Below are 22,371 nucleotides of genomic sequence, written 5' to 3'. Positions count from 1 at the left end.
CCCCCGTCAGCTCAGCCGGGCCGCGACCCGGGCGACGATCGCCCGCGGCGCGCCGGGGGTGAACCCGGGCAGCGGTTCGAGGCCGCGGCCGCACAGGATCGGGATCTCGACCGCCGGCAAGGGCCGGGCGAACAGGAAACCCTGCATCTGGCTGCAGCCCTGGGCGCGCAGGGCCTCGAACTGCTCGACGGTCTCGACGCCTTCGGCGAGCACTTCGAGATCGAGAGTCCGGCCGAGCGAGACGATGGTGGCGACGATCTCGGTGGAGACCGGATCGGCGGGCACGTCCTGGACAAAGCTGCGATCGATCTTGAGCTTGTCGAGCGGCAGGCGGCGCAGGCTGGCGAGCGACGACCAGCCGGTGCCGAAGTCGTCGATGGCGAGGCGGACGCCGAGGGCTTTCAGCGCCGCGAGGCGGCGGTCGAGTTCGCTGCCCTGCTCGAGCAGCGCGGTCTCGGTGATCTCGATCTCCAGGCAATGGGGCGGCAGGCCCGATTCCTCCAGAACCTCGGCGATGCGGCGGACGATGTCGGAGCGCTGGAACTCGCGCGGCGAGAGATTGACCGCCATGGTGGTCAGGTCGAGGCCGGCGTCGCGCCACTGGCGCATCTGACGGCAGGCGGCGTGGCGGACCCATTCGCCGATCGGAATGATCAATCCGGTCTCTTCGGCGGTCGGGATGAAGCGGTCGGGCGGGATCAGGCCGCGGACGGGATCGCGCCAGCGCACCAGGGCTTCGACGCCGTGGATGCGGCCGTCGACCGCGTCGATCAGCGGCTGATAGTGCAGTTCCAACTCGCCGCGCTCCAGCGCCCGGCGCAGGCCGGCCTCGAGTTCGAGCCGGTCGGCGGCTGCCGCGGTCAGCACGTGGGTATAGAAGCGATGGGTGGCGCCGCCCGCGCCCTTGGCCTCGTAGAGGGCGGCGTCGGCGTGTTGCAGCAGCTCGGCGGGTTCGCGGGCGTCGTCGGGGAAGACGCCGATGCCGATGCTGGTGGAGATGTAGATCTCCTGCCCGCCCGGCAGCACGAAGGCCTGATCGAGCAGCACGACCCAGCGACGGGCGAGATCCGCCACCGCGGCGGCATCTTCGACATCGGGGATCAGCGCGACGAACTCGTCGCCGCCGGAGCGCGACAGCATCGCGCCTTCGGGCAGGTCCTCGGCGAGGCGGGCGGCGATCATCCGCAACAGCTCGTCGCCGGCGGCGTGGCCGAGGCTGTCGTTGACGTTCTTGAAGCGATCGAGGTCGAGGAACAACACCGCACCGCGCCCATCGACCGCCGCCGCGGCGGCGATCGCCTCGCGCAGGCGGTCGGCGAGGAGGATGCGGTTGGGCAGACCGGTCAGCGGATCGTGGTGGGCGAGATGTTCGAGGCGCGCTTCGGACTGCTTCAACCGGCCGATGTCGGTGAAGGTGCCGAGGCGGTGGGTGACCTCGCCGAGATCGTCGTAGACCGAAGAGATGGTCAGCCATTCCGGATAGATCTCGCCGTTGCGGCGGCTATTCCAGATTTCGCCCTGCCAGTGACCGACGGTGGCGAGGGTCGCCCACAGTTGGCGATAGAAGGCGGCGTCCTGGCGGCCCGAGCGCAACCGCGACATCGGCTGCCCGACGATCTCGTCGGCCGGCCAACCGGTGATGGTGGTGAAGGCGGGATTGACGGCGAGCACCTTGCCGTTCGGGTCGGTGATGACCACGCCCTCCTGGGTATTGGTGAAGACCGCGGCGGCCTGGCGCATCTCGGCGTCGGCGCGCTTGCGGTCGGTGATGTCGACATGGGTGCCGACCATGCGTTTGGGCCGGCCGTCGGGACCGCGCACCACGAAGGCGCGCGAGAGGATGTCGCGCCATTCGCCGTTCTTGGCCCGCAGGCGGAACTCGCAGGCGTAGGAATCGCGGGTGCCTTCGAAGATGTCGCGGTTGCGCGCCGCGTCGGCGGCGGCGTCGGCGGGGTGGAACAGGCCCTGCAGGCTGTCGATGTGGTTGGCGATCTCGTGCGGCTGATAGCCGAGCATCGATTTCCAACGGGGCGAGAAATAGACCGCGCCGGTCTCGAGGTTCCAGTCCCACAGGCCGTCGTTGGCGCCGCGCATGGCGAGATCGAAGCGCTCTTCGCTGGCGCGCAGGCGTTCCTCCGCCGCGCGACGGGCCGAGACGTCCTCGACCATGGCGAGCACGTAGGTCGAGCCGTCGACGGCGTCATGGACCAGCGAGGCGGTGATCGCGACATGGGCGATCGAGCCGGTGATCCGGAAGATCCGACGTTCCGAGGTCACCGAGTCGACCTCGCCGCGGACGAGGCGACCCATCGAAGCAGCGACCTCGGCGCGATCGTCGGGATGCAGCACTTCGGCGAGAGTCATGCCGGCGAGGCGATCCTCGGGGAAGCCGGCGATCGCCGCGAAGGTGCGGTTGAAACGCAGCCAGCGCCCGTCGAGCCCGACATGGGCGATGCCGATCGGCGCCTCTTCGAAGGTCGCGCGGTAGCGGTCCTCGGCGGCTTCGACGCGACGCCGCTGGGCGAGTTCTCCGAGGGCGATGCGCAGGCGCTGGCGCTGCCACACGAAGAAGGCGAGGCCCAGACAGGCGAGACCGGCGACGGCGATCGACGCGGCGGTGGCCACCGCGAGGCGGTGGAGATCGCCGAGCGCCTCGTCCTCGTCGATCTTGGCGACCAGGGTCCAGCCGGAGATCGGCACGGTGAAGGCGGCGGCCAGCACCGGCACGCCGCGGTAGTCGACGCCGGACATGCTGCGCTCGCCGCTACGGATGTGGCGGGCGGCGGGCAGGTCGGGATCGTCGAGCGGGCGACGCAATTCCAGTGCATGGCCGGTGCGGCCGGGCGCCTCGGTCAGATAGACGAGGTGGTCGCGCCCATCGACGCGGGCGAGCAGGGTCTCCCCGGTCGAACTCGGCAAGGGCCACTTGGCGAGATAGGGATAGAGATCGTCCTCGGGCCGCAGGTCGAGCACGGCGATCGCCAGCAGGCGGCCGGCGTCGGCGCCGGTGCCGTACATCGGCACCAGGAAGCCGAGGTGCAGGCTGCCGTCGGCCCGGCGATGGAGATCGAGGAAGGTGATGCCGCCGTCGGCGGCGCGCTGCAGGGCGGCGACGTAGTCGGGGTGCTCCGAGATCGCCGCCGGGTCGCCGAGCATGAGATGGCCGCCGCGCTCGACCAGGGCGGTGGCGGCGAAGCCGTAGCTGGCACGAATGACGGTGAAGGCGTCGACCAGATGCTGGCGATCGTCGGGCGCACCGGTGCGGATCCACCGGGTCAGGACCTCGCGACGGGCCGGATCGGCGGCGACGACTTCGGCGTTGCTGCGGCGTTCCTCGAGCCAGCGCGCCACCGACTCCACTTCGAGTTCGGCGAGGGCTTCGACCTGGTGCAGGGCGGTGTGACGCAACGCCGTGGATTCGGCGCGAAAGGCGACGCCGCCGATCACCGTCAGGGTGAGCATCGCGACGGCGAGCGCCACGAACGGCATCCAACCGATCCGGCCCCGCGGGACGACCGACTCGTCGGGCAGGCGTTGGGCGTGGCGCAACACCAGAGCGAGCAGGATCGAAGTGGCACCGACGAAGAACAGACCCTTGTAGGTCGCGAGAGCGACCAAGGTCGACGCATCGACGATCGCGGCGAGCATTCGATCGGAAAAGTAGATCCAGGCCGCGGACAGGATCGCATAGCCGGAAACCGCTCGAAGGATGAAGGAATGACCCGTGTCCGACTTCATGCCGAGGATGACCTTCCCAGAGCCGAGAGCCGGAGTACCAGGACGTCGCGTCAATGGTACGGCGCTCTCACGTCTCATGCGGACAATCACCGATCCGCGGTAGACGCCCACTTCGAAACATTCCGACTTAGATCTCAATATCGGACCATGGTCATTGCAAAGTCATTAAGACCATCGCGTTGGCCATGTTGGATTTGATCTTCGCATTTCGTCTACACCGTCGCCCGGACCGGTGATCGCACTAGAAGCTTTCATCGCGACCTTCGCCACGAAGACATCACACATCGAACGACACCTCCCCGGATCGGGCGGATCCGGGGAGGTGGCGAAGGTTCGACGATGTCGGACGCAGGCACTCCCGGCGACGGTCAGTTGGCGCGCAGCCGGCCGAGGGTCTCGGCGATGCGGCGATTGACCCGCTCGAGTTCCTCGATGCGCTGGCGATTGCCGCGGGTCAGGTCGTCGAGCATCGCGTCGATCTCGCCGATCACCGACTTCTCGTCGCCGCTCTCGACCAGGGTCGACATCAGCGTCTTGATGGCGGTCAGGGAGGCCTCCATCTCGCGCAGCGTCACGATCACCTTGAGCCGATCGAGATCGTCGCGGGTGTAGAGACGCTTCATGCCGTCGCGATGCGGCCGCAGGAGGCCGGACTGTTCGTAGAAGCGCAAGGTGCGCAGCGACACCTGAAGGTAATCGGAGAGCTGACCGATGGTATAGAGGTCGGCGTCCTCGAGCGTTCCGAAGGCCATCACCGACGACAGCCGTTCCGCGATGATGGCGATCATGCGGGCGTTCTTGGTCAGTCGACGTTCACCGAGCGAGCGGCGCGACGTCGAGGAACCGATGTCGAGACCGGCATGAAGCGACGGCAAGGCCGCTGCGACGTCGACATGGGATTGCGGAAAGCTCTTGATGATGACGTTCGACATGGCCGTCTCCTCGGTTTGCCCTGGCCCTCTGATGACGCCATTCAATCAAATCGTTTCCGCCGCGGTATGCCGCCCGTGTGACACCGTGTGACGTTTGGTGACGCGAAAAATGAAATGTCAGCACTTCTGACGCGAAACTTCGTTTTCACTTGCAGTCGCGGCGGTGACGGATGACGCTGTGACGCGGCCCATCTCCCGCCAACGAGGCTTCGCTCCGTGTCCGATCCGGGTAGAACGCCCCCTTCCCCCGTGAGCGACGTCGCGTCCGAAGTGATCGGCCGGCTCGGCGACGCCCTGCGGCAGATGCGGCGGGCCTGTGCAACGCCGCTGCGCGGCCTCGCCTTCGCCGTGGCGCTGGTGGGAACGGCGACGCTGTTGCGCCAGGCGATCGGCGATCCGGTGCCGAGGCTGGTGGTGTTCCACTTCGCGGTGGCGGTGGCGGCGCTGCTCGGCGGGTTCCGCTGCGGTCTGATGGCGACGGCGCTCGCGGCGGTGGCGGCCGACCTGCTGTTGTTCGCGCCGCGGGGGTCGCTGTGGCTCGAAAACCTCGGCGACATGGTCTATCTCGGCTCCTTCGTCGCCACCGGGCTGGTGGTCAGCCTGATCGCCGCCGCCGACCAGACCACCCTGGACCGCGACCACCGCCGCTCGCGGCAAAGCCTGGTCAGCTCCGAAGCGCGCTATCGTTCGGTGGTGACCGCCCTGCACGAGGGCGTGCTGGTGTTCTCCACCGAGGCGAAGATCGTCTCGTGCAATCCGTCGGCCGAGCGCATCCTCGCCCACAGCGAGGCCGAGCTGACGGCGCTCGACAGCCCGCTGGTCCAACGCACCCTCTACGGCGCCGACGGACGGCCATTGTCGCGCGATCAGATCCCGGTCGAACGGGTGCTGGCCACCGGCCTGCCCTGCCACGACGTGGTGATCGGCGTGATGGCCGGCGACGGCATGGTGTGGCTGTCGGAGAACGCCGAACCGATCCGCGATCCGCTCACCGGCGAGATCCAGGCGGTGGTGGTGACCCTCGCCGACATCACCGAACGGCGGCGGGTGGAATCCGAGCTCGACCAGAGCCGGGCACGCTTCGCCTCGATCGTCGCCGGCGCCCTGGACGCGATCGTCACCGTCGACGCCGAACAGAAGATCGTGCTGTTCAACCGCGCCGCCGAGCGGATGTTCGGCTGCAGCGAGGCCGAGGCGCTGGGGATGTCGCTGTCGACCTTCGTCCCCGAGCGTCACCGTGTCGCCCACGACGCGGGTTTCCGTCGCTTTGCCCAGGGGCCGGGGGCGTCGCGGATGATGGGCCGGGGCATCGCCATCGCCGCCCGGCGCCTCGACGGCAGCGAATTCCCGATCGAGGCCTCGATCTCGCGGATCGATTCCGCCGGCGGACCGCTGTTCACGATCATCCATCGCGACATCAGCGAACGGCTGGAGGCCGAGCGCACCAACGCCCGGCTGGCGACGGTGGTGATGGCCTCGCCGGCGGCGATCATCGGCGGCACGCCGGACGGCATCATCGATTCCTGGAACACCGCGGCGACGGCGATGTTCGGCCATACCGCCGAAGAGGCGATCGGGTCCAAGGCGGGTTTCCTCTCCTTCCCCGACGATCCGGAGCACGGCGCCAAGATCTACGCCCGGGTCGTCGCGGAGGGCGTGGCGATGGAAGGCGAAGGAGTGCGACGGCGGCGCGACGGCACGGCGATCGACGTCGCCTATCAGGCCGCGCCGATCCGCGACGCCGAGGGACGGGTCACCGCGGTCAGTCTGATGATGACCGACATCACGCGCCGCAAACGCGCCGAGCGCCTCCTGCAAGAGCGCGACCAGGAACTGCGCCAGACGCTGGACGCCGCCGGTCTCGGCGTGTGGTGGATCGACGTGGCCAGCGGCCTGGTCCATTGCGACACGCGCAGCCGCGCCTTGTTCGCGGTCGAGGAGACGGCGCCGGTGGCGACCATCGCGGCCCTGTTCCGCTGGGAAGAGCGACCGGCCTTCCTCCGCCCGGGCTGGCAGGGCGACGGCACGCGCGGGGATGCGCCGCTGGTGGTGCGGGCGAACTACGGCGACGGACGCCTCGCCTGGCTGTCGCTCACCGCCAATCCCCGCACCACCGATCGCCGGACCGCCGAGATCTGGGGCACGGTCAGCGACGTCACCGACCAGCGCACCACCGAACAGGCGATGAAACAGATGGAGGCGTCGCGCCGGCTGGAGGCGCTGGGCCGCATGACCGGCGGCATCGCCCACGACTTCAACAACCTGCTCACGGTGATCTCGGGCAACCTGCAGCTGCTCGAGCTGCTGCCGCAGGAGCCGGCGGGACTGCGCTACATCGCCGAAGCGCTGCGAGCGACCGAATCGGGCGCCAACCTCAACCACCGCCTGACCACCTTCGCGCGCCAGCGGCGGCTGGAGCCGACGGTCACCGACCTCAACGAACGGGTCGCGGCGATGATCGATCTGGTCCATCGCTCGGTCGGCCCGCAGATTTCGGTCACCGCCAATTTCGCCAGCGATCTCTGGCACGTCCGCATCGACCCGACCGAGATCGAGAGTGCCGTGCTCAATCTGGTGTTCAACGCCCGCGACGCGATGCCGGCGGGCGGACGCATCGTCATCGACACCTGCAACATGGACCTCGACGCCGCCACTCTGCCGGCCGATCCGAACCAGCTCCCCGGTGCCTATGTGCGTCTGTCGGTGTCGGACACCGGGGTCGGCATGGCCCCGGAGGTCAAGGCGCGGGCCTTCGAGCCGTTCTTCACCACCAAGGCGATCGGGCGCGGCACCGGCCTGGGGCTGGCCACGCTGCACGGCTTCGTGCGGCAGTCGGGGGGCTTCGTGACGCTCTACAGCGAGGTCGACCGCGGCACGACGATCAACATCTACCTGCCGCGGGCCGAGTGCGGCGAGATTCCGGTGCGGCCGATCGAGGCGAGCCTGCCGCGGCGCGGCATGGGCCAGACGGTGCTGGTGGTCGAAGATCACCCGGAGGTGGCGCGCGTGACCCGGGAGCGGCTGCTGGCGCTCGGCTACCAGGTGATCGAGGCCGATCACGCGGCGGCGGCGCTCGAGATGCTCGCCGAGCGGCCCGAGATCGATCTGGTGTTCAGCGACATCATGATGCCGGGCGGCCTGTCCGGGCTCGATCTGGCGCGGCGGCTGCGGGCCGAGATGCCCGATCGACGGATCCTGCTGACCTCGGGCTTCGCCGAGGCGATCGCCCGCGGCGACGGACCGGCGCCGCTCGAATTCGCGCTGCTGCGCAAACCCTATTCTCAAGCCGATCTCGCGCGGGCGATAGCCGAGGCGCTCGACGGCAGCGACCTTCAGCGGCGGCCGACGTCCGCGGAGAACACGTAGCCGACGCCGCGCACCGTCTTGACCAGGGCCGGATGGTCGGGGTCACCCTCGATCTTGCGGCGCAGACGCGCCACCAGCGTGTCGATCGAGCGATCGAAGGGCGACCATTCGGCGCCCTTGAGCAGATCGAGGATCAGATCGCGCGACAACACGCGGCGTGGGCGCTCGACGAACAGCACCAGGAGATTGAATTCGGCGGTGGTCAGGTCGACGGCGGCGCCGGCCGGGTCGGTCACCACCCGCGAGGCGGCGTCGAGCGACCAGCCGTCGAAGGTCAGGAGCTCGCGGTCGGGCGCGGCCTCGGACACCGGCCGGTGGTTGGGCTCGTAGCGGCGCAGCACGGCGCGGATGCGGGCCAGAACCTCGCGCAGATTGAAGGGTTTGGTGATGTAGTCGTCGGCCCCGAGTTCCAATCCGACGATGCGGTCGACGTCGTCGGACTTGCCGGAGATCATGATGATCGGCACATCGAGCCGACTCCGCACGTCACGGGCCAGGGCGAGACCGTCTTCCCCCTGAAGATTCAGATCGAGCGTCACCAGAGAGGTCAGTCCGACCCGCAGTCCTTCCCACAATTCTTCGCCGTTCCGCGCTTCCGCGACCTCGAAGCCTTCGCGTTCGAGCAGCGACCGGAGGATGCTCCTGATCTGTTCATCGTCGTCGACGACTAGAATTCGTTTGGCGGTCACACTGACATTTCCAGTCTCGTTCGATCACTACAGCTTAGAGGATTCGCCGGCCGTTTCAAAAGTCGAATCCCGACGACAGCCCTCCGAACAACCGATATCAAGCGAATGAAGACAGGTATTGTAAATCCGCAGTTTAGACGGGTTGCAAAAGTCGTGAACTGCGAGAATTGCGGGAGAGTGAGAAGAAGCGCCGCAACGGCTTCGTCGGGCGGAGTGCAGCGTCGGTCTCGGTCGATCCGCCGCGGCCGATGACCGCAGAGATGTCGCGGCAGGCGACGCGCTCGTCGATTTTCTCACCGCGGCAGGTCGTCGCCGGATTTTCCCGCCCAATGCGCCACGATTTCGGCATCACTGCGGCCGGAAAGGCATTCGCCGGCGACGAACAGCCCCTTTTCGATCAGCGCATGGTGTTCGACACCGCGTCCGCCTGTGGATATCCGGGTGACGTGGCCGCCGGCGCGTTCGATGGCGGTGGCGAAGGGCGCCTGGAACACCGCCGGCACCGCGGTGTCGGTCGGATCGGTGAGCAGGAAGACGCGAGTCGGGTCGGTCCCGGTGGTGGTCGCCGCGACCCGCGCGGCGTCGGCCATCGGGTCGTAGTGGGCGCGCGGCCCCCGCTCGCGGAAGGTGATGCCGTAGCGGGCGGTGAAGGCGCGGAAATCCATCGGGCCCGAGGCGATCACCGCGCACCCGACGTCGTCGCGCACCGCGGCGATCGCCGGCACCAGCATCGCGCCGCCCGACTGACCCATCAGGTGGAAGCCGGTGAAGCCCTCGCGGGCCTTGATCGCGTCCAACGCCTTGCGGGTCACCTCGACCTCGAGGGCGGTGCGGCGGTCGCCGTGCCAGCCCGACGAGCCGTTGAGGCCCATCCGCCCGAAGAACACCACCGGCGCGCCGAGGCGGCCGGTCCACACCCGTGACGCGATGTCGATGTATTCGGGGGCCTGGGTGAGATAGCCGGGTTCGACCTCGCGACGGCCCTTGGCGTCGAGACCGAGGACGTCGCCGGTGAAGAACACCAGGGCCTTCTGCCCCGGCGCAGCGGCGGCGAGATAATACCGGATGCAGACGCCTTCGCCGAAGGCCTCGACGAAGACCGTCCGGGGGGTGCGTGCGCAGACCTCGCGCGACACCTTGGTCCCCTCGATCACGTCACGGGCCGAAAAGGTCTTCGGGCCGGGGGGCGCGCCTTGTGCGAGGACCGCGCCGCACGACGCCAGTCCCGCGACGAGCGCGACGAGGGCGCGGCGTCGCCCCGCCCTCACCACCACTTGTCCGGCGTGAAGCGCCCGGCGGCCTGTTCGATCACTTCGGCGACCTGGAACAGCGTCTCCTCGTCGAAGGGCCGGCCGATCAGCTGCAGCCCGAGCGGCAGACCCTTGGCGTCGAGACCGGCGGGCACCGACATGCCGGGCAGGCCCGCCATGTTCACGGTCACCGTGAAGATGTCGTTGAGGTACATCTCGACCGGATCGCCGCCCGACTTCTCGCCGATGCCGAAGGCCGAGGACGGGGTCGCCGGGGTCAGCACCGCATCGACGCCGGCCGCAAAGGCGATGTCGAAGTCGCGCTTGATCAGGGTGCGGACCTTCTGGGCGCGGACGTAATAAGCGTCGTAGTAGCCGGCCGACAGCACGTAGGTGCCGATCATGATGCGGCGGCGCACTTCCGATCCGAAGCCGGCGGCGCGGGTGCGCTCGTAGGTGTCGGTGATGTCGTCGCCGGTGACGCGCAGGCCGTAGCGGATGCCGTCGTAGCGGGCGAGGTTCGACGAGGCTTCGGCCGGGGCGACGATGTAATAGGCCGGCAGGGCATATTTGGTGTGCGGCAGCGAGATCTCGCGGATCTCGGCGCCGGCCGCCTTCAGCCAGTCGATGCCCTGGCGCCACAGCGCCTCGATCTCCTCGGGCATGCCGTCGACGCGGTATTCCTTGGGGATGCCGATGACCTTGCCGCGGATCGAGCGGCCGACCGCCGATTCGTAGTCCGGCACCGGCAGATCGACCGAGGTGGTGTCCTTGGGATCGACCGAGGCGAAGGATTTCAACAGGATCGCCGCGTCGCGCACGGTGCGGGCGAAGGGCCCGGCCTGATCGAGCGACGAGGCGAAGGCGACGATGCCCCAGCGCGAGCAACGGCCGTAGGTCGGCTTGATGCCGACGGTGCCGGTGAAGGCGGCGGGCTGACGGATCGAGCCGCCGGTGTCGGTGCCGGTGGCCCCGGCCGCCAGATGAGCGGCGACCGCGGCCGAGGATCCGCCCGACGAGCCGCCGGGCACCAGCGGCGTCGGATCGATCGAGCCGTCGGGCCGCTTGCGCCGCCACGGGTTGATCACGTCGCCGAAGGCCGAGGTCTCGTTGGACGAGCCCATGGCGAATTCGTCGCAGTTGAGCTTGCCGAGCATCACCGCGCCGTCGGCCCACAGATTGGTGGTGACGGTCGATTCGTAGGGCGGGGTGAAGTCGTCGAGGATCCGCGAGCAGGCGGTCGTGCGCACGCCTTCGGTGCAGTAGAGATCCTTGACGCCGAGCGGGATGCCTTCGAGCGCCCCGACCTCACCGCTCGCGCGCCGCGCGTCGGAGGCGGCGGCCATCAGCCGCGCCCGCTCCGGGGTCTCGAGCACATAGGCGTTGAGCGGCCGCGCCGCGGCCATCGCCGCGAGATAGGCCTCGGTCAGTTCGACGGCGGTGAAGTCCTTGCGCGCGAGGGCGTCACGGGCCTCGGCGATGGAGAGAGCGGTCAGGTCGGTCACGGGCGGCGATCCAAGGGTGAGGGCGGGAGGAGGCGATCGGCGGCGGGGCGCCGGATCACTCCACGACCTTGGGGACGACGAAGAAATCGTCCTCGGCGAGCGGCGCGTTCATCGTCACCTTCTGCGGAATACCGCCGTCGGTGACGACGTCGGTGCGCTTCTTCATGGCGATGGGAACGATCGAGGTCAGCGGCTCGACGTCGGAGACGTCGAGTTCGGCGAGTTGCTCGACGAAACCGAGAATCGAATTGAGTTCGCCCTGGAGCTTGTCGACCTCCTCGTCGGCGACGCGGATGCGCGCGAGGTGGGCGACGCGGACGACGGTCGAGCGATCGACGGACATGGGAACCTCGGGGGACGACGAACGGATGGGACGGGCCGGCGCCCCCGACCGGGACGATCGGCGAGGCGCAGCGACACCGTTTCTAGCATCCGGGCGGAAGCCGACGCAATTGCGCGGCGCGTCGCGTGATCGTCTCCCCCGACGAGGGCGCGCGCCCCGCCGGGCCGGAAGGCCTCGGGCGGGGCGCGGCGGGCCGCGTCACTCCAACTCGGCGGAGGTGGTATCGGACTTCTTGTTGTAGTGGATGGTGATCTTGGAGACCTGGCAGAGGTCGATGCCGCCCCACACCGCTTCGGAGGAATCGACCGAATAGACCACCTTGAGGTCCCACTTGCAGGTGCGATTGGAGCGGTGGAACTTGATGTCCCACACCGCGCCGTCCTCGAGCAGATCCTTGCCGAGCACGTCCTCTTCCCAATCGTTCGACTTGCTGGGCGAAACGAACACCGCATCGATGTCGTAGCCGGTCTTGTTGACCAGCGTGAAATCCTGCTTGGCTTCCGCCGCGCTCGCCGCGCCCGCGAAACCGACCGTCGCACCCAACACGATCATCGACGCCAAAAGAACCGACTTCATGCCGAACCTCCCCTGCTCGCGACCCCCCTCGGGTGATCGCTTCCCAAAACACCTCCGTGGCCCGAGGAACCGGACGCACGAATCCCCCTTCGCCGCGACGCTGCGTCGCCGACCGGCGAATGAGGCGGCATCGGATGCCCCGAGGTCAAGCGCGCGAGGCCGTGGCCGGGGTAGAATTACGGACGCGATGAACGAAGTCCTGCGAGCCTGTCACGAAACGACCCGCACGGGCCCGCGCGAGCGCTACTCGGAGGCGGCGAGCCAGGCCCGCAGCACGGCGGTGACCGCATCGGGGGCCTCGAGCGGCGACAGATGCCCGGCGCCGTCGATGATTTCGAGGGACGCGCCGGGAATCGCCGCGACCATCTCGCGGGCGAGGTCGGGCGGGGTCAGGGCGTCCTCGGCGCCGACCACCACGGTGGTCGGGCAGGTGATGGTGGCAAGCGTCGGCCGACTGTCGATCCGCCCGAGAATCGCCCGCTGCTGGCGCACGAAGGCTTCCGCACCGGTGTCGGCAGCCATGGCGCGGACCACGGCGACGAGGTCCGGATCGCCCTGATGGGCGGGCGCCAGGAGCTTCGGCAGTTGCAGATCGGCGATTCGCGCGAAGCCCCCGGATTCGGCGATGGCGATCTGGCGGCGACGGTTTTCCGCCGCGTCCGGGCCGTCGGGGCGGGCCTGGGTGTCGAGCAGCGCGAGGCGCTCGACGCGCTCCGGGGCGGTGCGCCAGATCTCCAGCGCGACGTAACCGCCCATCGACAGGCCGGCGAGCGCGAAGCGCGGCGGCGCGACGGCGAGGATCGCCGCGGCGATTCCCCCCATCGTGTCGACGCCGCGATGATCGGCGACCCCGACCGGACAGAGCGCCGACAGGGGCGCGATCTGCGAACGCCACAAGGCAGCCGTGCAATTCAGCCCCGGAACGAGCAACAAAGCCGATGCGGTCATGACGTTCTCTCTCTGCGAGCCGGGACGGTCGAAATGCGCTATGCTGACGCGAGACGTCGGCGTCGCGAAGTCCGCGCAACACCGGACCACTATACATCGCCGACGACACGGGCAAATCTGACGGAAGAACCTCGCCCACGGCGAAGTGCGTTGACTTTTTGGCCCCGTCGACTAAGTTGCAGCCGCAAAACTCGGATTTCTCAAAAGATTCTGCGCGCGACCGGCGCCATCCCGTGGAGACGACCCGAACGTGGTCGTCGTGGGACGCGGATCTCCGGAACCTGCGCGGCAGTGACGGAAAACATGACCTTCTCCACACTCGGACTCTCCGACAAAGTTCTCGCGGCGGTGACCGCTGCCGGCTACACCACGCCCACTCCGATCCAGGAACAGGCGATCCCGATCGTTCTGGAAATGCGCGACGTCTGCGGCATCGCCCAGACCGGGACCGGCAAGACCGCGTCCTTCGTGCTGCCGATGCTGACCCGCCTCGAGCAGGGCCGGGCTCGGGCGCGCATGCCGCGCACCCTGATCCTCGAACCGACGCGCGAGCTCGCCGCTCAGGTCGAGGAAAAGTTCAACGAGTACGGCGTCAACCACAAGCTCAACGTGGCGCTGCTGATCGGCGGCGTGTCCTTCGACGACCAGTTGAAGAAGCTCGATCGCGGCACCGACGTGCTGATCGCCACGCCGGGACGGCTGCTCGATCTGTTCGGGCGCGGCCGCCTGCTGATGTCCGGGGTCGAGATCCTGGTCATCGACGAGGCCGACCGGATGCTCGACATGGGCTTCATCCCGGACATCGAGAAGATCTGCAAGATGATCCCGCCGGGACGTCAGACCCTGATGTTCTCGGCGACCATGCCGCCCGAGATCCAGCGCCTCGCCGATCTGTTCCTGCGCAATCCGGTGCGCATCGAGGCGGCCAAGCCCGCCTCGGTGGTCAAGACGGTGACCCAGCGCCTGATCGCTTCGGGTCGCGAACCGGGCGACAAGCGCGACGTGCTGCGCGGCCTGATCCGCTCGGCCGAGGACCTGAAGAACGCGATCATCTTCTGCAACCGCAAGCGCGACGTCCAGACGGTGTTCCGCAGCCTCGAGAAGCACGGCTTCTCGGTCGGGGCGCTGCACGGCGACATGGACCAGCGGGCGCGCACGGCGATGCTCGAGGGCTTCCGCGGCAACAAGCTGACCTTGCTCGTCGCCTCCGACGTGGCGGCGCGCGGGCTCGACATTCCCGACGTCAGCCACGTCTACAACTACGACGTCCCGGTCCACGCCGAGGACTACGTCCATCGCATCGGCCGCACCGGCCGCGCCGGGCGCTCGGGTCTGGCGATCACCCTGGTGACCGATCTCGATCTCAAGCACCTCGCGGCGATCGAGCGGCTGACCGGCGATCAGATCGAGTGGCTCGGCGAGCACGTCTCGAAGCTCCCCCACGACGACCGGCCGCGGCCGGCCCGTGAAGAGGGTCGCGACTCGCGCGGCGGCGGCCGTGGCGGTGATCGCCGACGCGGCTCCGGTGCGGGCGGCGCTCCGCGCGGCGGACGCGAGGAGGCTCCGGCCGAGCGGCCGACGCGCAGCGAAGCGCCGCGTGGCGAACGCACCGCGCGACCCGATGCGGTGCGCAGCGTGCGTCCGACCCGGCTCGAGACCGAGACGCCGCGCGTGGCGGCCCCCGAACGGGAAGCGCGGCCGGAGCGCGAAGCGCGAAGCGAGCGTCCGGAACGCGAAGCACGGCCCGAGCGGGAACCCCGCGGCGAACGGCCGGCCCAGGCGGGTCGCGGCGAGCGCGAGGGCCGTGGTGAACGCGCGGTGCGCAGCGAGCGTCCGCAGCGCAACGAGCGTCCGGCGCAACCCGAGCGCGCCAAGACCCCGCGGATGGGCGACGAAGCGGCTCCGGTGCGGGCCGGCGATCGTTCGCCGGGACGCGATCGGCGCGAAGAGGCGGGCGACGAAGGGCCGATCTCCGGGCACGGCGATCACCTGCCGGCGTTCCTGCTGCGACCGGTCCGCACCACTCGCAGCACCGACTGACCGCCTTCGACTTTTACGATTCGACCTGAGAACGCGCCTCCTTCGGGAGGGCGCGTTTTCGCGATTCGCGGGCCCCCCAAGCGTTTCGAACCGTTCGGAATTTCAGCCCCGGGGTGCGGCGATGCGCCGCTTGTTTACCCAGGGTTAAACGATCCCGGCGCATTTTACGCAAAGTCGAACAATACGCGGTGCGCGTTTCCGTGGTTGGCGGGCGTGAAATCCAAACGGTGGGGGCAGGCGTCAGATGAGCGACCGGGACGATTTCAAGCGGACCATCGTCTACGGCGACAATGCCGTGGGCCATCTCCGCAAGAACGAAATCCCGGCCTATCCGCGCAACTACGAGTTGTGGTACACGTATGCTGCGGGCTTCAACCATGCGCTGAACAAGACCATCAACGAGATCATCCGCCAGCGCGGCAAGATCACGCTGGCCGAGGTCAACAAGGTCTACGACCAGTTCATCGCCCCGACCCGGATCGGCGAGCGGATCGACGAAGTCGGCGGCCGGCTGTCCGAAGAGATCAACGGCGTCAGCGGCATGATCGAGTCGTCGATGAAGACGGCGTCGAACTACACCTCGTCCCTCGGCGTCGCCCGTCAGGCCCTGGTCGGCACCCGCGATACGGAAGCCGTCGACGTGATCGTCGGCAATCTGATCGAGGAGACCCGCAAGACCGAGGCGACCAACCGCCAGCTCGAAAGCCAGCTCGCGGTGTCGCGCCGCCAGATCGCCGAACTGCAGGAGAGCCTCGAGGCGATCCGCTACGAGAGCCTGGTCGACGAACTGACGACGCTCGCCAATCGCAAGCACTTCGACCAGTCGCTGGAGCGGCTGATCGCCGAAGCGCAGCACACCAACGTGCCGTTCTCGGTGCTGTTCACCGACATCGACCATTTCAAGCGCTTCAACGACACCTACGGCCACCAGACCGGTGATCAGGTGCTGCGGCTGGTGGCGCTGGCGGTCAAGCAGAACATCAAGGGCCAGGACATCGCCTGCCGCTACGGCGGCGAGGAGTTCGCGGTGCTGCTGCCGCGCACCAATCTGGAGCAGTCGGCGGTGATCGCCGAATACATCCGCGAGGCGGTGTTCTCCAAGGAGCTGATCAAGCGTTCGACCGGCGAAGTGCTGGGGCGGATCACCATTTCGATCGGCGTCTCGGAATGGCGGCGCGGCGACACCGGCTCGTCGCTGGTCGAGCGGGCCGACCAGAGCCTCTATGCCGCCAAGCGCGGCGGCCGCAATCTGGTGCGCACCGAACGCCATGAAGACGTGATCGCCGCGATGCGGGTCGCCTGAGCGGCGGATTCGACGGAGATCCGAGGCGCACCGGCGATCGGCGGAAACGGAGCGCGTCAGGGCGACGCCCGATCGTCGGAAGCGACCGCGCTCCGAGCCTTCTCCCGGCGCGCAGCGCCCTTCCCTTCTCCCCTCGTGGGAGAAGGTGCCCCGCAGGGGCGGATGAGGGGGCGCGGCGCAGCGGCGTTCCCTCGAAATCACCCATTCCCACGACGACGACGAGAGGCCCAACCCCCTCATCCGGCCTTCGGCCACCTTCTCCCGCGAGGGGAGAAGGAACGGGAGCGGGCGGCCTCGGCCTCGTCCCCCTCCCGCTCAGACGTCTTCGGCGCAGCCCGGTTCGAGCTCCGGGCTGCCACTCCCGCCGCCCCCCTTCGCGCCGCGCCGCATCGCCCGCCGTCACTTGGCGTCGGCGGCGACCTGCAGTTTGACGATCACGTCGGGGTCCGTCACCGCGCCGTTGGCGGCAGAGGAGCCGCGCTTGATCTTGTCGACGAACTCCATCCCCGAGACCACTTCGCCGAAGGCGGTGTACTGGTTGTTCAGCGACGGCGCCGACGCGAACATGATGAAGAACTGCGAATTGGCGCTGGCGGGGCTCGACGAACGGGCCATGCCGAGCACGCCGCGGGTGAACGGCATCGGGTTGAACTCGGCCGGCAGGTTGGGCAGCGTCGAGCCGCCGGTGCCGTCGCCGCGCGGGTCGCCGGTCTGGGCCATGAAGCCCTCGATCACCCGGTGGAACTTGAGCCCGTCGTAGAAGCCCTTGCGGGCCAGGGTCTTCAGGCGCTCGACGTGCTTGGGCGCGAGATCCGGCCGCAGGCGGATCACCACCGGGCCGTCCTTCAGCTGCAGGATCAGGGTGTTCTCGGGATCGGCGACGGCCGGCCCGGCGGCTTCGGCGGCGACGGAGATAAGCGGCGCGCCGGCGAGGGCGGCGAGAAGGGTTCTGCGGAGCAAGTGCGGTCTCCCGGGTTGTGGCGGCGCTCGGCGGGTGCCGCGCCGTGGTGAGTACGACCTCGCCAAGGTGTCGAGAGCGAGGCGACGGGGTGCGCTCAGGACGCCGGGCGGAAGCGGGCGTCGAGGCGCGCGGCGACGCTCGCCGGCACGAAGGCCGAGACGTCGCCGCCCATGGCGGCGATCTGGCGGACCAGCGTCGCGGTGATGTGACGGACATGGGGCGAGGCGGGCAGGAACACCGTCCGGATGGTCGGGGCCATGGCGCCGTTCATGCCGGCCATCTGCATTTCGTAATCGAGATCGGTGCCGTCGCGCAGGCCGCGGATCAGCGCCTTGGCCTCGTGTCGGGCGGCGGCGGCGACCAGAAGATCGGAAAAGGCGATCACGTCGACCCGGTCCTGGGCGACGCCGAGCGTGGTCACCGCCTCGCGGATCATCGCCACGCGGGTGTCGAAGTCGAACATCGGCGGCTTGGTCGGGTGCACCCCGATCGCCACGATCACCCGATCGGCGAGGTCGAGGGCCTGGGACAGCACGTCGACGTGGCCGTTGGTGACCGGGTCGAAGGAGCCGGGATAGAAGACGGTTCGGATCATCGGGTCACCTCGGGGGCCGCCGTCGGCCCGAAAACCGCCGCGGGCGACGCGGACGCGCAACCTCGGGCACCGCCCTTCCCTACCCGCCCGGCCCGGCTGCGACAAGGCTCGGGCCGCCACCGAACGGGAAGAGCCGAGGACGGCCACGGCGTTCGCCCCCGCGCGCCGCGGCGCGCGGGGCGTCACGCCTCGACGCCCTCGTCGCTGTCGTCCTCGCGGATGCGCTCGACCGACACGACGCGCTCGGCCTCGGCGGTATCGAACACGATCACCCCTTGGGTCGAGCGGCCGGCGATGCGGATGCCTTCGACCGGGCAGCGGATCAGCTGACCGCCGTCGGTGACCAGCATGATCTGGTCGGCCGGCTCCACCGGGAACGAGGCGACCAGACGGCCGTTGCGCGGGCCGGTCGACATCGCGACGATGCCCTTGCCGCCGCGGCCGGTGGTCCGATACTCGAAGGACGAGGTGCGCTTGCCGAAGCCGTTCTCCGACACCGTCAGCACCAGTTGCTCGTAGGCCGACATGGTGTTGTAGCGATCGGGCGGCAGCTGGCCGTCGGTCTGGACCGGCTCCTCGTCGAGCGCGTCGATGGCCGGATCGGCCTCGATCTCGCCGCGCACCAGACGCGCCTGCTTGAGATAGACCGAGCGCTCCTCGGGCGAGGCGTCGAAGTGGCGCAGCACCGCCATCGAGATCAGATGATCGTCCTCGGCCAGCGCGATGCCGCGCACGCCCATCGAATCGCGGCCCTTGAACACCCGCACGTCGGGGACGGGGAAGCGGATGCACTGGCCCAGGGCGGTGGTCAGCAACACGTCGTCGGTCTCGGTGCAGGTCTCCACGCCGACGATGCCTTCGCCCTCTTCGAGCTTCATGGCGATCTTGCCGTTGCGGTTGACCTGGACGAAGTCGGACAGCTTGTTGCGCCGGACGGTGCCGCCGGTGGTGGCGAACATCACGTCGAGGGCGGCCCAGCTCTCCTCGTCCTCGGGCAAGGGCAGGATCGAGGTGATGCGCTCGCCCTGCTCGAGCGGGAACATGTTGACCAGCGCCTTGCCGCGGGCCTGCGGGGCCGCGAGCGGCAGCCGCCACGTCTTGGTCTTGTAGACCTGACCGCGCGAGGAGAAGAACAGGATCGGTGCGTGGGTCGAGGCGACGAACAGCCGGACGACGAAATCCTCGTCCTTGGTCGCCATGCCCGAGCGTCCCTTGCCGCCGCGGCGCTGGGCGCGATAGGTCGACAGCGGCACCCGCTTGATCCAGCCGGCGTGGGTCACGGTGACCACCATGTCCTCGCGGGCGATCAGGTCCTCGTCGTCGACGTCGCCGTCGACGTCGAGGATCTCGGTGCGGCGGGGGGTGGCGAATTCGTCGCGGACCTGCTGCAGCTCGGTCTTGATGATCTCGAGCATGCGCTCGCGCGAGGCGAGGATCTCGAGATAGTCGGCGATCTCCAGGGCGAGCTTGTTCAACTCGTCGGAAATCTCGTCGCGACCCAGGGCCGTGAGGCGCTGCAGGCGCAGGTCGAGGATGGCGCGAGCCTGTTCCTCGGACAGCCGATAGGTGCCGTCGGCGCCCATCACGTGGCGCGGATCGGCGATCAGTTCGACCAGCGGGGCCATGTCGTGGGCCGGCCAGGCGCGATCCATCAACTGGGCCCGGGCGGTCGCCGGATCCGGCGCGGCGCGGATCAGCCGGATGACCTCGTCGATGTTGGCGACGGCGATCGCCAGCCCGACCAAGACGTGGGCGCGGTCGCGCGCCTTGTTGAGCAGGAAGCGGGTGCGGCGGCCGATCACCTCCTCGCGGAAGGCGACGAAGGCGACCAGCATGTCCTTCAGGGTCATCAGCAACGGGCGGCCGGCGTTGAGGGCCACCATGTTGACGCCGAAGGTCGATTGCAACTGGGTGAAGCGGTAGAGCTGGTTCAGCACCACGTCGGACATGGCGTCGCGGCGCAGTTCGATGACCACCCGGTAGCCGTCGCGATCGGATTCGTCGCGGACTTCCGAAATGCCTTCGATCTTCTTCTCGCGCACCAGCTCGCCGATGCGTTCCACCATCGAGGCCTTGTTCACCTGATAGGGAATCTCGGAGATGATCAGCGCCTCGCGGCCGCCGCGGATGGTCTCGACGCGGACGCGGCCGCGCATGGTGACCGAGCCGCGGCCGGTGGCATAGGCCGAGCGGATGCCGGCCCGGCCGAGGATGATCGCGCCCGTCGGGAAATCGGGGCCGGGGATGATCTCGGTGAGGTCTTCGACCGACATTTCCGGGCGTTCGATCAGCGCGATGGTCGCGTCGATCACTTCGCCGAGATTGTGCGGCGGGATGTTGGTGGCCATGCCGACGGCGATGCCGCCGGCGCCGTTGACCAGGAGATTGGGGAAGCGCGCCGGCAGAACCACCGGTTCGCGTTCGGTATTGTCGTAGTTGCCCTGGAAGTCGACGGTGTCCTCGTCGATGTTCTCCAGCAACTGGCGCGAGACCTTGGCGAGGCGGACTTCGGTGTACCGCATGGCCGCCGCGGAATCGCCGTCGACCGAGCCGAAGTTGCCCTGGCCGTCGACCAGCGGCAGGCGCATCGAGAAGTCCTGCGCCATACGCACCAGCGCGTCATAGACCGACTGATCGCCGTGGGGATGGTATTTACCGATGACGTCGCCGACGATGCGGGCGGACTTGCGATAGGCCTTGTTCCAATCGTAGCCCATCTCGTTCATCGAGAAGAGGATGCGTCGGTGGACCGGCTTCAGGCCGTCGCGGACGTCGGGCAGCGCACGGCTGACGATCACGCTCATGGCGTAATCGAGGTAGCTGCGCTTCATCTCGTCGGCGATGGAAATCGGCTTGATGTCGGAGGCGTCGTCGCCGCCGCGGGTGGTCTCGTCTCGGCCGGACAAATGCGGTCTCTCTCTGGTGGTCGGGAGCGCTCGCGCGATCCGTCTCTATAGGCGATTCCGCTCGGGAAAGCCAATCCGCAGGCCGATTTCCCCAAGGAATCCAGAACGCGGGGGTCTCGGCGCACGACTTCGTGATAGGGTCGCGCCGCCCTGCCCCGCAACCCGGTCGCCGTCGATGTTCGATTATCTGCTCGAAGCCTTCGTCACGCTGTTCGTCACCGTCGACCCGCTCGGCCTGGCGCCGCTGTTCATCGGGCTGACCGCCGGATCGAACCGTGCCGACCGGATGTACGTGGCGGTCCGGGCGACGGTGATCGCCAGCGGGGTGCTGTTGTTCTTCGCGCTGATCGGCGGCAAGTTGCTGGCGATTCTCGGGATTTCACTCGCCGCCTTCCGTATCGCCGGCGGTCTGCTGTTGTTCCACATCGCCTTCCAGATGGTGTTCTCGCAGAAGCGACCGCGCGATGCCAGCGACGCCGAGACGGCGGTGACCCGCGACCACATCCGCGACATCGCCGCCTTCCCGCTGGCGATTCCCTTGCTGGCCGGTCCCGGCGCGATCTCGGCGAGCATCCTGGCCGCCTCCAAGGCGCCGAATCTCGCCGCGCTCGGCGCCTTCCTCGGCCTGATCGGCGTGGTGATGGGCATCGCCTTCGCGGTGTTCGTGGCCGCCGAACAGATCGACCGGCGGATCGGCGAGACCGGTCGGGTGGTGATCGAACGGCTGCTCGGCCTGCTGCTCGCAGCGCTCGCGGTGCAGTTCGTCGCCGACGGCATCAAGGCGGTCGTGCTCGCCTGAGGCCGACGCGCCGGAAGCCGGCGCGCGAGCGACGCCCGGAGCCGAGGCCGCGGCACGGCCGTGGCTCGACCGCGGGCCGCCCCCGCCGCAGAGTCGCAAGATCCCGGCGGACACAGAACACCGACCGCCCCACGCTCACCCGCGCCGCGCGACATCGGTCGGCCCGCCGGTTCACGTTCGCTCGATCGATCACCGCGCGCGACGATCGATCCGTTTTCCGACTCCGTCTCGACCCGCCGGCTCAACCCGCCGTCTCGATCCGCCGACGCGAAGGCCGCACCGCCCGCTCAGAACGGGATTTCGTCGTCGAGATCGCCCGAGGGCGGCGGGGTCGGACCGGCCGACCGGCCACCGCCGACGGCGCGCGGCGCGCCGCCGCCCGAACCGCCGCCGTAGCCGCCGCGGCCGCCCGCCGAACGG

At 68.8% G+C, this 22,371-nt stretch carries 15 protein-coding genes; 4 read left to right on the top strand and 11 right to left on the bottom strand.

The features are described 5' to 3' along the window. Positions 1-6 precede the first annotated feature (6 nt). Complete coding sequence (locus EYW49_RS19275; RefSeq protein WP_131311262.1) at positions 7-3,738, bottom strand: bifunctional diguanylate cyclase/phosphodiesterase; 3,732 nt, start codon at positions 3,736-3,738, stop codon at positions 7-9. A 368-nt stretch (positions 3,739-4,106) separates the two neighbouring features. Beyond that, entirely contained in the window at positions 4,107-4,670 is a 564-nt protein-coding gene (locus tag EYW49_RS19270) for a MerR family transcriptional regulator (RefSeq protein ID WP_131311261.1), read from the bottom strand. Positions 4,671-4,919: 249 nt separating this feature from the next. On the opposite strand from EYW49_RS19270, the gene EYW49_RS19265 reads away from it, so the two are divergent. After that, positions 4,920-8,036, top strand: a complete 3,117-nt coding sequence (locus tag EYW49_RS19265; protein WP_131311260.1) for a PAS domain S-box protein — start codon at positions 4,920-4,922, stop codon at positions 8,034-8,036. On the opposite strand, the gene EYW49_RS19260 is transcribed toward EYW49_RS19265, so the two are convergent. From EYW49_RS19260 to EYW49_RS19235, 6 genes are all read right to left on the bottom strand, one after another. Continuing rightward, positions 8,003-8,725: a response regulator gene (locus tag EYW49_RS19260; RefSeq protein ID WP_131311259.1), complete on the bottom strand. Its 723-nt coding sequence runs from the start codon at positions 8,723-8,725 to the stop codon at positions 8,003-8,005. The genes EYW49_RS19265 and EYW49_RS19260 overlap by 34 nt on opposite strands. A gap of 293 nt (positions 8,726-9,018) precedes the next feature. Beyond that, on the bottom strand, positions 9,019-9,861 hold the full coding sequence (locus tag EYW49_RS19255) for a hypothetical protein (protein WP_131311258.1): 843 nt from the start codon (positions 9,859-9,861) through the stop codon (positions 9,019-9,021). Positions 9,862-9,989: 128 nt separating this feature from the next. After that, positions 9,990-11,480: an Asp-tRNA(Asn)/Glu-tRNA(Gln) amidotransferase subunit GatA gene (gene gatA, locus EYW49_RS19250; RefSeq protein ID WP_131311257.1), complete on the bottom strand. Its 1,491-nt coding sequence runs from the start codon at positions 11,478-11,480 to the stop codon at positions 9,990-9,992. A 55-nt stretch (positions 11,481-11,535) separates the two neighbouring features. Continuing rightward, complete coding sequence (gene gatC / locus EYW49_RS19245; protein WP_131311256.1) at positions 11,536-11,823, bottom strand: Asp-tRNA(Asn)/Glu-tRNA(Gln) amidotransferase subunit GatC; 288 nt, start codon at positions 11,821-11,823, stop codon at positions 11,536-11,538. Positions 11,824-12,021: 198 nt separating this feature from the next. Continuing rightward, positions 12,022-12,399, bottom strand: a complete 378-nt coding sequence (locus EYW49_RS19240; RefSeq protein WP_206365509.1) for a hypothetical protein — start codon at positions 12,397-12,399, stop codon at positions 12,022-12,024. Between the two features lie 243 nt (positions 12,400-12,642). Next, positions 12,643-13,347 (bottom strand): alpha/beta fold hydrolase, encoded by a 705-nt coding sequence (locus EYW49_RS19235; protein WP_131311255.1) that lies wholly within the window; start codon positions 13,345-13,347, stop codon positions 12,643-12,645. Between the two features lie 303 nt (positions 13,348-13,650). Here EYW49_RS19235 and EYW49_RS19230 point away from each other — a divergent pair, with 303 nt between their 5' ends. Both EYW49_RS19230 and EYW49_RS19225 read left to right on the top strand, forming a co-directional pair. Next, complete coding sequence (locus EYW49_RS19230) at positions 13,651-15,387, top strand: DEAD/DEAH box helicase (RefSeq protein ID WP_131311254.1); 1,737 nt, start codon at positions 13,651-13,653, stop codon at positions 15,385-15,387. A 244-nt stretch (positions 15,388-15,631) separates the two neighbouring features. Then, positions 15,632-16,690 (top strand): GGDEF domain-containing protein, encoded by a 1,059-nt coding sequence (locus EYW49_RS19225; protein ID WP_131311253.1) that lies wholly within the window; start codon positions 15,632-15,634, stop codon positions 16,688-16,690. A 399-nt stretch (positions 16,691-17,089) separates the two neighbouring features. Here the strand turns inward: EYW49_RS19225 and EYW49_RS19220 are convergent, their stop codons facing one another. From EYW49_RS19220 to gyrA, 3 genes are all read right to left on the bottom strand, one after another. After that, entirely contained in the window at positions 17,090-17,650 is a 561-nt protein-coding gene (locus EYW49_RS19220) for a peptidylprolyl isomerase (RefSeq protein ID WP_131311252.1), read from the bottom strand. 95 nt (positions 17,651-17,745) lie between these two features. Continuing rightward, a complete protein-coding gene (gene coaD / locus EYW49_RS19215) occupies positions 17,746-18,243 on the bottom strand; it encodes a pantetheine-phosphate adenylyltransferase (RefSeq protein ID WP_407695491.1) in 498 nt (165 codons plus the stop codon). Between the two features lie 185 nt (positions 18,244-18,428). Next, positions 18,429-21,077 (bottom strand): DNA gyrase subunit A, encoded by a 2,649-nt coding sequence (gyrA, locus tag EYW49_RS19210; RefSeq protein ID WP_407695490.1) that lies wholly within the window; start codon positions 21,075-21,077, stop codon positions 18,429-18,431. A 250-nt stretch (positions 21,078-21,327) separates the two neighbouring features. Here gyrA and EYW49_RS19205 point away from each other — a divergent pair, with 250 nt between their 5' ends. Continuing rightward, positions 21,328-21,951 carry a MarC family protein gene (locus tag EYW49_RS19205; protein ID WP_131311249.1) on the top strand — a complete coding sequence of 208 codons (624 nt, stop codon included), beginning with the start codon at positions 21,328-21,330 and terminating at the stop codon, positions 21,949-21,951. Positions 21,952-22,371 lie beyond the last annotated feature (420 nt).

The sequence above is a fragment of the Siculibacillus lacustris genome, assembly GCF_004328075.1.
Classification (GTDB): Bacteria; Pseudomonadota; Alphaproteobacteria; order Rhizobiales; family Ancalomicrobiaceae; genus Siculibacillus; species Siculibacillus lacustris.
This window is presented reverse-complemented; position numbering and strand designations above follow the sequence as displayed.

Coding starts and splice junctions, on each gene's coding strand:
- EYW49_RS19230 (WP_131311254.1), top strand. CDS start 13,651: ATGACCTTCTCCACACTCGGACTCTCCGACAAAGTTCTCGCGGCGGTG.
- gyrA (WP_407695490.1), bottom strand. CDS start 21,077: ATGAAGCGCAGCTACCTCGATTACGCCATGAGCGTGATCGTCAGCCGT.
- EYW49_RS19270 (WP_131311261.1), bottom strand. CDS start 4,670: ATGTCGAACGTCATCATCAAGAGCTTTCCGCAATCCCATGTCGACGTC.
- EYW49_RS19275 (WP_131311262.1), bottom strand. CDS start 3,738: ATGAAGTCGGACACGGGTCATTCCTTCATCCTTCGAGCGGTTTCCGGC.
- gatC (WP_131311256.1), bottom strand. CDS start 11,823: ATGTCCGTCGATCGCTCGACCGTCGTCCGCGTCGCCCACCTCGCGCGC.
- EYW49_RS19225 (WP_131311253.1), top strand. CDS start 15,632: ATGAGCGACCGGGACGATTTCAAGCGGACCATCGTCTACGGCGACAAT.
- EYW49_RS19240 (WP_206365509.1), bottom strand. CDS start 12,399: ATGAAGTCGGTTCTTTTGGCGTCGATGATCGTGTTGGGTGCGACGGTC.
- EYW49_RS19235 (WP_131311255.1), bottom strand. CDS start 13,347: ATGACCGCATCGGCTTTGTTGCTCGTTCCGGGGCTGAATTGCACGGCT.
- EYW49_RS19205 (WP_131311249.1), top strand. CDS start 21,328: ATGTTCGATTATCTGCTCGAAGCCTTCGTCACGCTGTTCGTCACCGTC.